The 13384-nt window shown below is 70.4% G+C and carries 10 protein-coding genes and 1 pseudogene; 6 read left to right on the top strand and 5 right to left on the bottom strand.

All coding sequences use genetic code 11. From position 1 onward, the window contains the following. Window positions 1–158 precede the first annotated feature (158 nt). A pseudogene (locus ACFYVR_RS09400) lies at window positions 159–1362 on the bottom strand (FAD-binding protein). Window positions 1363–1479: 117 nt separating this feature from the next. On the opposite strand from ACFYVR_RS09400, the gene ACFYVR_RS09395 reads away from it, so the two are divergent. From ACFYVR_RS09395 to ACFYVR_RS09385, 3 genes are read left to right on the top strand one after another with little or no spacing between them, the layout of a single operon-like run. After that, on the top strand, window positions 1480–1857 hold the full coding sequence (locus ACFYVR_RS09395) for a DUF3054 domain-containing protein (RefSeq protein ID WP_387471996.1): 378 nt from the start codon (window positions 1480–1482) through the stop codon (window positions 1855–1857). A gap of 52 nt (window positions 1858–1909) precedes the next feature. Next, window positions 1910–3379: a peptide MFS transporter gene (locus tag ACFYVR_RS09390; RefSeq protein WP_387471994.1), complete on the top strand. Its 1470-nt coding sequence runs from the start codon at window positions 1910–1912 to the stop codon at window positions 3377–3379. Window positions 3380–3392: 13 nt separating this feature from the next. Further along, complete coding sequence (locus ACFYVR_RS09385) at window positions 3393–4772, top strand: chloride channel protein (protein ID WP_387471991.1); 1380 nt, start codon at window positions 3393–3395, stop codon at window positions 4770–4772. Window positions 4773–4804: 32 nt separating this feature from the next. Here ACFYVR_RS09385 and ACFYVR_RS09380 read toward each other — a convergent pair whose 3' ends face one another. Continuing rightward, window positions 4805–5542 (bottom strand): sulfite exporter TauE/SafE family protein, encoded by a 738-nt coding sequence (locus tag ACFYVR_RS09380; protein ID WP_387471989.1) that lies wholly within the window; start codon window positions 5540–5542, stop codon window positions 4805–4807. Continuing rightward, window positions 5539–7389 carry a penicillin-binding transpeptidase domain-containing protein gene (locus ACFYVR_RS09375; RefSeq protein WP_387472043.1) on the bottom strand — a complete coding sequence of 617 codons (1851 nt, stop codon included), beginning with the start codon at window positions 7387–7389 and terminating at the stop codon, window positions 5539–5541. The genes ACFYVR_RS09380 and ACFYVR_RS09375 overlap by 4 nt, the downstream gene beginning before the upstream one ends. Before the next feature lie 139 nt (window positions 7390–7528). Here ACFYVR_RS09375 and ACFYVR_RS09370 point away from each other — a divergent pair, with 139 nt between their 5' ends. The 3 genes from ACFYVR_RS09370 (at window position 7529) to ACFYVR_RS09360 (ending at window position 11341) form a co-directional block, all read left to right on the top strand. After that, window positions 7529–8077, top strand: coding sequence for a hypothetical protein (locus ACFYVR_RS09370; RefSeq protein ID WP_387471987.1), 549 nt, complete (start codon window positions 7529–7531; stop codon window positions 8075–8077). Window positions 8078–8295: 218 nt separating this feature from the next. Continuing rightward, complete coding sequence (locus tag ACFYVR_RS09365; protein WP_387471984.1) at window positions 8296–9876, top strand: ABC-F family ATP-binding cassette domain-containing protein; 1581 nt, start codon at window positions 8296–8298, stop codon at window positions 9874–9876. A 49-nt stretch (window positions 9877–9925) separates the two neighbouring features. Further along, on the top strand, window positions 9926–11341 hold the full coding sequence (locus tag ACFYVR_RS09360) for an amidase (RefSeq protein WP_387471982.1): 1416 nt from the start codon (window positions 9926–9928) through the stop codon (window positions 11339–11341). Here ACFYVR_RS09360 and ACFYVR_RS09355 read toward each other — a convergent pair. Together ACFYVR_RS09355 and ACFYVR_RS09350 are read right to left on the bottom strand one after the other, a co-directional pair. Then, window positions 11338–12429: an IS630 family transposase gene (locus ACFYVR_RS09355; protein WP_387471980.1), complete on the bottom strand. Its 1092-nt coding sequence runs from the start codon at window positions 12427–12429 to the stop codon at window positions 11338–11340. The two genes, ACFYVR_RS09360 and ACFYVR_RS09355, sit on opposite strands and share 4 nt — an antisense overlap. A gap of 46 nt (window positions 12430–12475) precedes the next feature. Next, a complete protein-coding gene (locus ACFYVR_RS09350) occupies window positions 12476–13363 on the bottom strand; it encodes an SDR family NAD(P)-dependent oxidoreductase (protein ID WP_387471977.1) in 888 nt (295 codons plus the stop codon). Between the last annotated feature and the right edge of the window lie 21 nt (window positions 13364–13384).

Here is a 13384-nt window from a genome sequence, read left to right as displayed (position 1 = left end):
ACATCTCCATCGACATGCCCCTCGAAGGCGGCGGCGCCGTCGTCGGCGACAAGATCACCATCACCCTCGAGATCGAGGCCGGCCTCCAGGCCTGACCTCCCCCGATCGCGCGCCCACCCCGGCTCTCCCCTCCGAGCCGTGGTGGGCGCGTTCGCCTTTCAGCCCCTCGCCGACATGTCCAGCGCCGCGATGTGACCGAACACCATGCTCGCCCCGATCGGGTTGCCGCCGCCCGGGTAGACGGTTCCGCTCACCGGCGCCATCGTGTTGCCCGCGGCGTACAGGCCCTCGACGACCGTGCCGTCACCGCGCAGCACGCGCGCCGAGGTGTCGGTGACGAGCCCGCCCTTGGTGCCCAGGTCGGAGATCCCGAACGCGGCGGCGTGGAACGGTCCCTTCTCGATCGGGACCAGCGGCGACCGGCCACCGGAGAACGACCGGTCGTACGGTTCGTCGCCGCGCCCGAAGTCCTCGTCGACGCCGGACGCGGCGAACGCGTTGAACCGCCGGACCGTCCGCGCCAGCGCGTCACCGGGCACCGCGATCTGCTCGGCCAGCTCCTCTAGCGTGTCCGCCGTGCGCCACAACCCGGCCGCGACGTACTCGTCGGTCGCCGCGAGCGGCACGTTCGGCGCCTTGACCGGCGGCACGACGCCCTCACGGTCGTCGTAGATCATCCAGAACGGCAACGCCGCGCCGCCGCCGTCGTCGAGGTGCGCGATGACGTCGCGGCCCAGGCGGTCGTAGGGCGCCGACTCGTTGACGAACCGCTCCCCCGCCGAGTCGACGAAGATTCCGCCGGTGAACCACAATGCGAACGCGGACCGGCCGTTCGGGTGCGTCAGACCCGGCGACCACCACGCCTGGTCCATCAGGCGGGTCGCGCCGCCGACGTCGATGCCCGCCCGGTGCGCCTTGTCGACGTTGCCCCACGGCCCCATCGTGTCCCGCCACCCCGGGAACGCCGTACTCGTCGCGCATGTCCTGGTTGCGCTCGAAACCGCCCGCCGCCAACAGGACTCCACGACGCGCCCGGATCGCCCGCCGTTCTCCGTCCCGGGACACCACCGCCCCCACCACTAACGTCTCCTGCAGTTCGGCGGGGCTGCCGTCACCGACGACGGACCGAAAGTAGGTGAGCGCGTCCTCGACCGTGTCGTCGTCCCCGGCCCGCCTCAGCACCGCGTTGCACGGGAACCACATGCCCCCGCCGCCGGAGTACGCGGTGGTCCCGCCGAACCGGTCCGTGGCCTCGACGAGCGTCACCTCCATTCCCTCCCGAGCCGCGGTGTACGCGCCGGTCATCCCGCCCGCCCCCGACCCCGCCACCAGCACGTCGCACTCGTCGTCCCACCGCGTCATCGCGCCTCCCGGTGTCCCGTCGCAGTATCACCGCCCGGCCGGACCACCGTCCGCGAATCGGCCCACGAAGACTCCCGTTCGGCGGACGCGCCGGGGGCACCGCCTAGGCTGGACGCCGTGAAGAAGGTGCTGCCGGTCCTGCTCGTCGACATCGTTCTGGTGGTCGTGTTCTGCGCGATCGGACGCCGCAGCCACGACGAAGCCAACGCCCTGACCGGTCTGCTGACCACGGCGTGGCCGTTCCTCGGCGGCCTCGCCCTCGGCTGGCTGGCGAACCAGGCGCTGTACCGCGACAAGTCGGTACCCGCGTCGGTGGTCCCCGCGGGGATCGTGATCTGGCTGTGCACGCTGGTCGGCGGCATGCTGCTGCGCGTGGTGTCCGGGCAGGGCACCGCCTTCAGCTTCATCCTCGTCGCCGCGACGGTCCTGGCCGTGTTCCTGCTCGGCTGGCGCGCTCTGTACGGGCTGATCACCCAGCGCTCCGCCGGGCGGTAACGCCTTCGCATCACGCCGCGCGGGGCCGTCCACTGCGTGGGACAGTTTTCGAATGAGCGAGCTCGCGTCGCCACCCCGGGACCCCAAGTCCGAACACGGGTTCTTCGGCCAGCCCTTCGCGCTGGCCAATCTGTTCTCGGTCGAACTGTGGGAGCGCTTCTCCTTCTACGGGATGCAGGGCATCCTGATCTACTACCTCTACTACTCGGCCGCCGAGGGCGGTCTCGGCATCTCCGAGGCGTCGGCCGTCTCCATCGTCGGTGCCTACGGCGGCACCGTCTACCTGTCGACGATTCTCGGCGCCTGGATCGCGGACCGGATCCTCGGCTCCGAGCGGACGCTGTTCTACAGCGCGGTGCTCGTGATGCTCGGGCACATCGCGTTGGCGGTCATCCCCGGACTCCCCGGGGTCGGGGTCGGCCTGATCCTCATCGCGGTCGGCAGTGGCGGCCTGAAGGCGAATGCCACCTCGCTGGTCGGTGACCTGTACGCCGAGGGCGACGAGCGGCGCGACGCCGGATTCTCGATCTACTACATGGGCATCAACATCGGTGCCTTCCTCGGGCCGCTGCTGACCGGGTGGGCGCAGGACAACTGGGGTTTCCACGTCGGTTTCGCGCTGGCCGCGATCGGCATGGCGCTCGGGCTGACCCAGTACACGTTGGGCCGCAAGCGCCTCGGCGACATCGGCTCGGCGCCGGCGAATCCGCTGCCGGGTTCGGTGCTGTGGAAGTACGTGGCGGGGGCGATCGCTGCCGTCGTCGTGCTGGTCGTGCTGTGTGTGGCCGGTGTGATCACCACCGACAACCTGTCCGACGTGGTGGTCGCGCTGACGGTCGCCGCGGCCGTCGGCTACTTCGCGATCATTCTGTCCAGCAGGCAGATCACCAGCACCGAGCGCAGCCGGGTGGTCGCGTTCATCCCGATGTTCCTGGCGAGCGCCGCGTTCTGGTCGCTGTTCCAGCAGCAGTTCACCGTGGTCGCGATCTACTCCGACAAATTCCTCGACCGCAACCTCTTCGGCTGGGACTTCCCCGCGTCCTGGGTGCAGTCGATCAACCCGGTGTTCATCATCGTCTTCGCAGGGGTGTTCGCCGCGATGTGGACGAAACTCGGCCCGCGGCAGCCGTCGTCGCCGCTGAAGTTCGCGGCGGGCACCACGATCATGGGTCTGGCCTTCCTGATGTTCCTGCCGTTCTCCGACGGGCAGACGAACGGCACCCCGTTGCTTGCCCTGGTGTTCATCCTGCTGCTGTTCACGTTCGCGGAACTCTTCCTGTCGCCGGTCGGGCTCTCGCTGTCGACGAAGCTGGCGCCCAAGGCGTTCCACACCCAGATGGTGGCGCTGTTCTTCCTGTCGGTGGCGCTGGGCAGCTCGATGGCGGGGACGCTCGCGAAGTACTACGACACCGACGACCAGGCCCCCTACTTCCTGTGGATCGGTCTCGGATCGATCGCGGTCGGGGTGGTGATGGTGCTGCTGTCGCCGTGGATCAGCCGGATGATGCGCGGTGTCCACTGACCGGGCCCAGCGAATGAAGCGGCCGGTAGGGGCGCGAATCGGGCTGTGGCTCACCGGCTACACCCGAACCTGGCTGGTCCTGGGGATCGCGATCGGGGTGATCGCCGGCCTGGGCGCGGTGGTGTTCCTGGTCCTTCTGCAGTGGACGGGCCGGCTGCTGCTCGAAGGGGTGGGCGGCTACACGCCGCCACTGGCGAGCGGGGACGGCGGCGGATCGGGTTCCGACGGGTTCGCCCGCTGGTGGGCGATTCCGCTCGTCGTCGCCGGCGGTGCCCTGCTGTCGGCGACGCTGGTCGCCCGCTTCGCACCCGAGGCCCAGGGCCACGGAACGGACGCCGCGATCGAGGCGTACCACCGCGATCCGCGATCGATCCGGGTCCGGGCCGTGGTGGTGAAGATGCTGTCCAGCGCCTTGACGATCGGCTCCGGCGGCTCCGCGGGACGAGAGGGGCCCACCGCCCAGATCTCCGCCGGGTTCGGCTCGCTGCTCACGCGTTGGCTGAATCTGCCCGACGGCATGGGCCGGATCGCGGTCGCGATCGGAATCGGGTCGGGTATCGGGGCCATCTTCGGCGCCCCGCTGGGCGGTGCGGTGCTGTCCGCGACGGTCGCGTATCGGGAGGACTTCGAATTTCGGGCGCTGATCCCGGGGCTGATCGCGTCGATCACGGCGTACGGGGTGTTCGGATCGTTCCTCGGCTACGAGCCGCTGTTCGGGTTCGCGTTGCGCGACTACCGATTCGACGACGCCACGCACCTGGTGTGGTTCCTGGTGATCGGGGTGCTCGGCGGAGTGGTGGGTCTGCTCTACATCCGGATCTTCTACGGAACGGCCGCGGTGAGCACGCAGCTCCCGGGCGGCCGGATCGTCACACCGACGATCGGCGGCCTGCTCGTCGGACTGCTCGCGTTGGCGGTGCCACAGGTGCTCGGCAGCGGGTACGGCTGGGTGCAGGAGGCCCTCGACCGGGAGTCGTTGCTCGCGCTGCCGCTGTGGATCGTGCTGACCCTGCCGTTGCTCAAGATCGTTGCGACGTCGCTGTCGATCGGAACCGGTGGTTCCGGCGGAATATTCGGTCCCGGCATGGTGATCGGCGGGTTCGTCGGGGCCGCGGTGTGGCGGATTCTCGAACCGCTGGTGTCGTCGATCCCGGACAGCCCGGCCCCGTTCGTGGTGGTCGGGATGATGTCGTGTTTCGGCAGCGCGGCGCGGGCGCCGTTGGCGATCATGGTGATGGTCGCGGAGATGACCGGCGGCTGGGCGGTGCTGCCCGGCGGAATGATCGCGGTCGCAGCCGCATACCTGATCGTGCGCAGCCGGGATGCGTCGATCTACCGGTGTCAGCGCCGGGACCGCGCCGAGGCGGCCGCCGAACGGGCCCGGCAGGCCTGAGTCAGCGCAGCGTGAGCCCCGGCGAACCTGAGTCAGCGCAGCGCGAGCCATCCGGCGAGCCCGAACCCGGCCAGCGCCACCGCGACCCGCAGCACGGCGGGGGGAATCACCTTCACGACGGGTGGACCGCACCAGCCTCCGAGCAGGCATCCGAGTGCCATGGCCGCGGCCGCGCCCCAATTCACCTCGCCGGATCCGGCGAAGATCAACGCGGCGACGAGGTTGGCGACGCCGAGCAGGAAGCTCTTGAGGATCGTCGCCTGCCACACGGACATCGCGGTGCAGATCAGCGTCAGCGCCAGGAAGATGACCCCGGCACCCGCCCCGAAGTAGCCGCCGTAGACGGCGACGACTCCGAGCCCCACCGGGAACAGGACGGGGAACTTCCTGCTGCCGGCCAATTTCCGAACCCGTGGCTGTGCCAGCAGCGCGATCGACGCCATCACCACGAGGTACGGCACGACGGCTTCGAACGACCCCTCGGGCGCCCACAGCAGCAGCAGCGCCCCGACCAGTCCGCCGACCGCGCAGACCGCCGCCCACCGCCACAGCCGCGGGCCCATCTCGGTCAGGTCCCGCAGCGAGTTCGCCGTTGCACCGATCCCGACCGCGACGAGCGCGACGGTGTTGGTGACGTTCGCCGCGATCGGCGTCAGCCCGACGGCGAGCAGCGCGGGATACGACACGATCGACGCGAGCCCGGTGACGAATCCGACCAGACCGGCTCCGAATCCGGCGGCGACGAGCAGGAGGTAGTCGAGCGGGTTCACCTCGGCAGGATCGGTCGCAGGAAGCGGCCGGCGGCGTCGACGGCGGGCGCCGAGCTGTCGGCTCCGGCGACGAACACGGCGAACGCGAGGTCGCCTTCGATACCGACGAACCAGCCGTGTGCGGGCTGCCCGGCAACCTCGGCGGTGCCGGTCTTGCCCCGCAGGTCGGCGATGTCGGCGAGTTGTGTCGCGGTGCCGCCGGTCACGGTCTCCCGCATCATCGCCTTCAGGGCGTCGGTGACGGCGGCGGGCGCCGGGGTCGGGGTCGAGTCGCCGACGCCCGGCTGCCCGGCGACGAGGGCCGGTGCGGGTGTCGACCCGCGGGCGATGGACGCGGCGACGAGCGCCATCCCGAACGGGGATGCGGTGACCTGGCCCTGTCCGATGGCGGATTCGACGCGTTCGGCGGCGGTGTCGGCCGGTGGGACGCTGCCGGTGACGGTGGTCAGGCCGGGCGTCACGTAGTCGACACCGAGACCGAACTGCTGCGCGGCGTCGTGCAGCGCCATCGGCGCCATGGACACCGCCAGTTGCCCCATCGTCGTGTTGCACGACCGCGCGAACGCGGTGTGCAGCGGCACCGACCCGAGGTCGAAGTTGTCGTCGTTGGGGATCGTGCGGCCCTCGATGTTCGCTCTGCCCGGGCACGGCAGCACGGTGTCGGCGGCGACCGAGCCCTCCTGCAGCGCCGCCGAGGTGGTCACGGTCTTGAACGTCGAGCCGGGCGGGTAGAGGCCTGTCAGCGCGATCGGTCCCTGCGCGCTGGCGGCGGAGTTCTGCGCGACCGCGAGCACGCCGCCGGTGGACGGCCTGATCGCGACGATGGCGGCCTGCTGCGGCAGGGTGGCGAGCGCGTCCTGCGCGGCGGCCTGCACCGCCGGGTCGAGGGTGGTCGCGATGTCGGGGGCCGTGGCGCCGTCCCGGCCGGCGAGCTGGTCGGCCGTCCCGTCGGGGTGTACGAGTTGCACCGCCCAGCCCGCGGTCTCGGCCTGTCCCTGCTCCCACAGTGTTCGCAGGCCCTCGAGCGCGGGTGACTGCACCGCCTTGTCGACGGTCAGCAGCCGGGTCTGCTTGACCAGGGTGAGGCCGGGTGTCGCGGTCAGCTGCGCCTCGATCGGCGCGAGGTCCGCGTCGCGGAGGGTGATGACGGTGACCGGGCGGCCCTGTGCGGCGGCGAGTTCCGCGCCGAGCGAGGACGCGGTGATGGTGGGGGCGAGCGGCGCGAGCAGGGGCGCGAGTGCAGCGGTGGCGGCGGCGGGGTCGCCGACGGTCGCCGGGTCGAGGGTGACGAGGGTGACGGTCTGCTCGGTCATCAGGGGTGTTCCGTTGGCGGCGAGCACCTCCGGGGATCCGCCGGACAGCGTGGTGTACCGCAGGCTGGTGTCGGCGGTGAGCCCGGGCGCCAGCAGCGCCGGATCCCACGGGATCGCACCGCCGTCGGCGACGGTCTGCCCGCCACCGGTGGTGGTGTAGGTCCAGTCCTGCGGCGCGGCCGCGGCCGTCGTCGGGGTCGGCGTCGGAGTGCTCGACGGGTCCGCGGTCGCGGAGGGTGTGGGCGCTGTACCGAAGGTCCAGTCGGCGGCGAGGGTGAAGGTGCCCGCGTCGCTGTCGGTGGTCTCGACGGTGAACTGGGCGTCCGTCGGGTTCAGTCCGTCGAACATCCGGCGGATCGCGTCGGCCGCGGCGGCGGGATCGGTGGTGAGGGCGGCGGCCGCCTGGGCGTCGCGTCGGGTCAGTGCGTCGGCGAACTGCTGCGCCGCCGTCTCCGTCTCCGTCGGTCCACTGCTGCAGGCGACGCCCCCGACCGCGAGGGCCGACACCGCGATCACCGCGACACCCAGTCTCATGCGCATCCCCCGACCCTAGGCGGCTCCGCCGTTCGTGCGCGGTTCGCGGGGTCCCGGGACCCCGCGACCGTGCACGAACGGCCCGCACCTGGCGTAGCATTGTAATCAAGTAATCATTGCAACGACTGAGGTGAGAGCAATGGGATACGCATCGAACCGACGGTTCGGCCGCAGCGGCGGCTGGCAGCAGGCCCAGGCACCCGACACGCGCGACGTCGCCGAGTGGTTCTCCGGACGCCTGCCCGACGACTGGTTCACCACCGCCCCGACCATCGAGGTCGACCGCGAGGAGATCGTCGTCACCGGCGAGCTCGCGCCACCCGAGGAGGCCACGCCCGCCGCCGTGGAGGGTCGGGTGTCGCGGTTCCGCGAGTCCACGCGGTCGCAGCGGATGCAGATTGCCGACGAGGCGGAGGCCCGCTACGGCCGCAAGGTGGCGTGGGGCGTCACGGTCGGCGAGCACCACGTCCTGTTCACGCATCTGGCTGTACCGGTGATGACGCGTCTGCGTCAGCCGGAGCGCAAGGTCCTCGACACGCTCGTCGACGCCGGCGTGGCGCGGTCGCGCGCCGACGCTCTGGCGTGGACGGTCCGGCTCGCGGGCCAGCACGCCGATCAGTGGCTCACCGAGCTGCGGGAGGCGATGCGCAAGGTCGACGACCTGCGCACCGAGGGCCCGCAACTGTAGGGACTGTCTCCTGATCCCTCTCGGGGGCGCCGAAACGGGGATTGGGAGACACTCCCTGGGCGTGACGTCGGACAAATTCCCTTGCCCGGCGTCACGACTGCGCCTAATCTGGTCGGCGTCCCTGTTGTCGACGATCGGACGACCATTGCTCATTCGGAGGTAGTGCCCGCGCGCCGCGGTACTCGCGTGCGCTCCGCAGCCACCCCGAAGGAGCATCCGTGCCCTCTCTCGTCCTGTCCGACCTCTCGTTCTGCTGGCCCGACGGCGAATCGGCGTTCGACGGCGTCGACGCCGTCTTCCCGCCCGGCCGCACCGGCCTGGTCGGACGCAACGGCGCAGGCAAGTCCACGCTGCTGCGTCTGATCGCCGGCCGTCTTTCCCCCGACCGCGGTTCGATCACGATCGGCGGCGATCTCGCGTACCTGCGCCAGGATCTCACTCTCGACTCCACGCGCGCCGTCGACGCGGTGCTCGGCATCGATGCTCAGCGAAAAACACTGCACCGCATCGAGTCCGGTGACGGTACCGACGACGACTACACGGCCGTCGGCAACGCCTGGGATGTCGAGGAGCGCGCCGTCGCGACGCTGGACCGCCTCGGCCTCGCGCACATCGCACCGAACCCGGAAGCCTTGGACCGCACCGTCGGCACGCTCTCCGGTGGCGAGACGATGCTGCTCGGTCTGACCGCGGCGTTGCTCGCCGAACCGGACGTGCTGCTTCTCGACGAGCCGACCAACAACCTCGACCTGCACGCGAAGCAGCGCCTGTACGCGGCGGTCGACCAGTTCCCCGGCATCGTGGTGGTGGTCAGTCACGACCGCGACCTGCTCGACCGGATGGGCACGATCGCCGAACTGCGGGACGGCGAACTGCGTTTCTTCGGTGGCGATTTCACGCACTACCAGGAAATCGTGGAGACGGAACAGGAGGCGGCGCGGGCGGCGGTCCGGGACGCGCGCGCGGACGTGCGCAGGCAGGGCCGCGAGCTGATCGAGGCACAGACGAAGATCGACCGGCGGCAGCGGTACGGCCGGAAGATGGAGTCGAGCCTGCCGCCGATCCTCGCGGGCGAACGCAAACGGCAGGCGCAGGTGTCGGCGGGCAAGCTGCGCGGCAACCACCAGGACAAGCTCGACGACGCCCGCCGCACCCTGACCGAGGCGCAGGACGCGCTGCGCGAGGACAAGGAGATCCGGATCGACCTGCCCGACAGCGTCGTTCACCCCGGACAGCGGGTGTTCGACCTCGACACCGAGCTGCCCACCGGTCAGCACGTGACGCTGAACGTCACCGGTCCGGAACGGATAGCGGTGGTGGGCCGCAACGGGGTCGGGAAGACGACGCTGCTGCGGGCGGTGACCGGCGCCGGACCCGCGGTGCCGTGGCGGGTGCTGCCGCAACGCCTCGACGTCTTCGACGAGGCCCGCACTCTCGCGCAGAACGTCGCGGACGCGGCCCCGCACGCCACCGACGAACAGATCCGCGGCCGCCTCGCCCGCTTCCTGTTCCGCGGACGCGACGCCGACGTGCCCGCGTCCACGCTGTCGGGCGGCGAACGCCTGCGGGCGGCGCTGGCGACGATCCTCCTCGCCGAGCCGCCCCCGCGGCTGCTGCTCCTCGACGAGCCGACGAACAACCTGGACCTGCCGAGCCTGCGGCACCTCACCGAGGCGCTGACGCAGTTCCGCGGCGCGGTGCTCGTCGTCAGCCACGACCTGCCGTTCCTGCGCGAGATCGGCATCACCTGGTGGCTCGAGTTGTCGGAGTCCGGTGTCAGCGAGGTCGATCCGCTCTAGAGTCGTGGTAGCCGTAACGTCCCGTCGCGTCCACCCGAGGTCCACGTCGATGTCCGCAAGAACCATGTCAGTCCACGCGTTCGACGACGATGCCCTCGGTGTGCTCGACGCGACCGGTGTCGCGGCGCGCATCGCGTCGGGCGAGATCACCGCGCGGGAGGCGGTGGAGGCCGCGATCACGCGCGCCGAGGCGATGGCTCCGCTGGCGGCCGTCGAGACCGCGGACTTCGAGCGGGCGCTGCGTTCCGCGGACTCCCCGCCGCCCGGACCGTTCGCCGGTGTCCCCACGTTCGTCAAGGACAACGTCGACGTCGCCGGTCTGCCCACCGGGCAGGGCAGTGCCGCGTTCACCCCACGCCCCGCGCGGGCGGACAGCCCCGTGGTGACGCAGCTGCGGTCGGCGGGTCTGGTGCCCCTCGGCAAGAGCCGGCTGCCGGAGTTCGGGTTCAGCCCGGCCTGCGAGTACGCGGATCGTGAGCCGGTGCACAATCCGTGGCATCCGGGGTTCTCGCCGGGCGCCTCGTCCGGAGGGGCCGCGGCCCTGGTCGCGTCCGGGGTGGTGCCGATCGCGCACGGCAACGACGGGGGCGGGTCGATCCGGATTCCGGCGGCGGCGTGCGGGCTGGTCGGGCTGAAACCGACCAGGGGACGGACGGTTCCGGACCCGACCGACCGGGCGATGCCGGTTCGGCTGGTCACCCAGGGTGTCCTCACCCGCTCGGTGCGGGACGCGGCGCGGTACTACGCCACCGCCGAGGCGCACCGCCGGAATCCGTCGCTGCCCCCGGTGCGGCTGGTGGCGGGACCGAACCCGACGCGGCTGCGGATCGGGGTCATCCTCGACTCGGTGGGCGGCCGGCGCAGCGACGACGAGACCCGGGCCGCGGTCACCGCGACGGCGGATCTGCTGTCCGAGCTCGGTCACCACGTCGAGGACGCCCCGCTGCCCGTGGGGTCGCAGTTCGCCCACGACTTCGGCATGTACTGGGGCTTCCTGGCGTTCGCGATCAGTACCGGCGGAAAGCGGATGCTGGCACCGGATTTCGACCGGTCACGGACCGATGCCCTCACCCGCGGCCTGGACGCACTGTACCGGCGCAACGTCGGGAGAACACCCGGCGTGCTGTACCGGCTGCGGCGCACTGCGCACACCTATGCGCGGACGTTCGCCGACTTCGACGTCATCGTGTCCCCGGTGCTCGGCCACACCATCCCCGAAATCGGATACCTCTCTCCCACACAGCCTTTCGACGAGCTGTTCGAGAAGCTGACCAACTACGCGGCGTTCACGCCGGCGAACAACGCCGCGGGCGGTCCGGCGATCTCGCTGCCTCTGCACACCGCGGCATCGGGTCTGCCACTCGGCGTGCACTTCTCGGCCGCCCACGGAGACGAGCGGACACTGCTCGAGCTGGCGTTCGAACTCGAGCAGGCCCGCCCGTTCGCTCGCATCGACGAGCGCTAGTGTCCTGAGTCTTTAATTCGGGTGCAGTAGCTGGCGATGGAGTCGAGAATCTGGTCGGCGGTCTTCACCCAGACGTACGGGCGGGGGTTGTCGTTCCAGGTCTCGATCCAGTCGCGGATGTCCCGGTTGAGCTGGCGAACCGAGCGGTGGGCAGACCGTTGGAGCTTCTTGGTGGTCAATTCCGCGAACCACCGTTCGACCAGATTCATCCACGACGAGCTGGTCGGGGTGAAGTGGACCGTGAACCGTGGATGGGCGAGCAGCCAGCGCTTGACCGCTGGCGTCTTGTGGGTTGAGGCGTTGTCCAGCACCAGGTGCACGTCGAGGTCGTCGGGGACCTCGGTGTCGATCTTGCGGAGGAAGGCGATGAACTCCGTCGCCCTGTGTCGTGAATGCAGAGCGCCGATGACTTTGCCGCTGGCGATGTCGAGGGCCGCGTACAGACTCGAGGTGCCGTTGCGGACGTAGTCGTGGCTGGCACGCGCCGGGGTGCCCGGAAGCATCGGGAACACCGGCTGGGTGCGGTCGAGTGCCTGGATCTGGGTCTTCTCGTCCACACACAGCACCAGCGCACGGTCGGGTGGGTTCAGGTACAGGCCGACGACATCGCGGACCTTCTCGGTGAACAACGGGTCCTTCGACAGTTTCCACGAATCTTGTTTGTGCGGCGCCAATCCGAACGCACGCCACACCCGGGACACCGTCGACTGCGACAGGTCCAGGTGTTCGGCCATCGACCGCGTCGACCAGTGCGTCGCGTTCCTCGGCATCGTCTCGAGCGTTGCCGTGATCAGGTCTTTGATCTTGGCGTCGTCGATAGTGCGCGGCCGCCCTGGACGAGGTTCGTCGAGCAGGCCGTCGCAACGCAGTTCGACGAAGCGGTCCCGCCAGCGCCGTACGGTGCCGCGCGACACCCCAAGGCGCTGCGCCAGTTCGGAATTGGAACCGCCCTCGGCTGCTGCGAGGACAATTCGGGACCGCAACGCCAGTCCCGCTGCCGTCGTTCGCCGCCGTGCCCACCCCTCCAGTTCGACGCGTTCAGCGTCGCTGAGCACAATCTCCGTCGGACGTGGACCCCGAGTTGCCATGGGCAACTCTAACAACTGAACCACCATTTCAGACTCAGGACACTAGCTACTCGCGCCCTGCCGGGGCGATCGACTCCAGAAGCGTTCCGGTCACGGCGGCGAGGCGTTGCGCGTCGGCCGGATCGAGCGTGCCGAAGGTCATCGGGAGGTGGGTGCCCCGGTCGATCGCCGTGAGCGGTGCGTCGGGCGGGTGATCGATGAAGTCGTGGATCAGCGCGACCGACACGTCGACCGGTCTGGCGCGCAGACGAGCCGCCGCCCGCAGCATCCAGCGAAGGGGCGGGGACAGGGGGCTGAGGTCGCCGCTCCGGGTGAATCCGGGGTGGTAGAGGACGTAGGGTATCGGCGTCGGGTCGGCCCGGGCGGCGAACGCGACACCGAGCAGATCGTTCGCTCGACCGGCCTGGAGCTGCGCGGCGACCATCCCGTAGTCGTGCTCGAGTTGCAGGTCCTCCCAATGGATCCGGCCCTTCTCGATGCCGGTACCGGCGACGTTCACGATCACCGGGGCCGCGCTGCGCTGCAGGGCGGGCACGAGACCGTGACCGAGGATGTAGCGACTGAGGTAGTAGAGCGCGAAGGTGCTCTCCAGTCCGTCGGCGGTGACCACGCGTCGAGGCGCCTGCCGGTTCGCGAACAGCAGCAGCGCGTCGACGACGTCGTAGCGGTCGAGGATGTGATCGACGACTGCACGGGTGGCGCCGATGTCGGACAGGTCGACCCGAACGAACTCCACTCGGTCGGTGGCGCCGATGCGGTCGACGTCGGCGAGAAGTCGACGTCCCTTGTCCGCGCTGCTCCCGAGAACGACGACGTGCTCGCCCCTGCGAGCGCGCGCGAGAGCCAGCGCACGGCCCATGCCGTCCGTGCCGCCGCTGACGACGATGCGCCGCCGCTCGCCGTGCGGGCCGGTGGGTTCTGCGGGTTCGGACATCGCGCCTCCTCGGTGGCTACC

The organism is Rhodococcus sp. NPDC003318 (genome assembly GCF_042879035.1).
In the GTDB taxonomy this organism is placed as follows: domain Bacteria; phylum Actinomycetota; class Actinomycetes; order Mycobacteriales; family Mycobacteriaceae; genus Rhodococcus_G.
The sequence above is the reverse complement of the archived record's forward strand: the minus strand, read 5'-3'. Positions and strand labels throughout refer to the sequence as shown.

What these genes read in the sequence shown, in the direction of transcription:
- ACFYVR_RS09390 (WP_387471994.1), top strand. Translation starts at nt 1,910, where the DNA reads ATGAGCGAGCTCGCGTCGCCACCCCGGGACCCCAAGTCCGAACACGGG.
- ACFYVR_RS09385 (WP_387471991.1), top strand. Translation starts at nt 3,393, where the DNA reads ATGAAGCGGCCGGTAGGGGCGCGAATCGGGCTGTGGCTCACCGGCTAC.
- ACFYVR_RS09375 (WP_387472043.1), bottom strand. Translation starts at nt 7,389, where the DNA reads ATGAGACTGGGTGTCGCGGTGATCGCGGTGTCGGCCCTCGCGGTCGGG.
- ACFYVR_RS09370 (WP_387471987.1), top strand. Translation starts at nt 7,529, where the DNA reads ATGGGATACGCATCGAACCGACGGTTCGGCCGCAGCGGCGGCTGGCAG.
- ACFYVR_RS09360 (WP_387471982.1), top strand. Translation starts at nt 9,926, where the DNA reads ATGTCCGCAAGAACCATGTCAGTCCACGCGTTCGACGACGATGCCCTC.
- ACFYVR_RS09355 (WP_387471980.1), bottom strand. Translation starts at nt 12,429, where the DNA reads ATGGCAACTCGGGGTCCACGTCCGACGGAGATTGTGCTCAGCGACGCT.
- ACFYVR_RS09350 (WP_387471977.1), bottom strand. Translation starts at nt 13,363, where the DNA reads ATGTCCGAACCCGCAGAACCCACCGGCCCGCACGGCGAGCGGCGGCGC.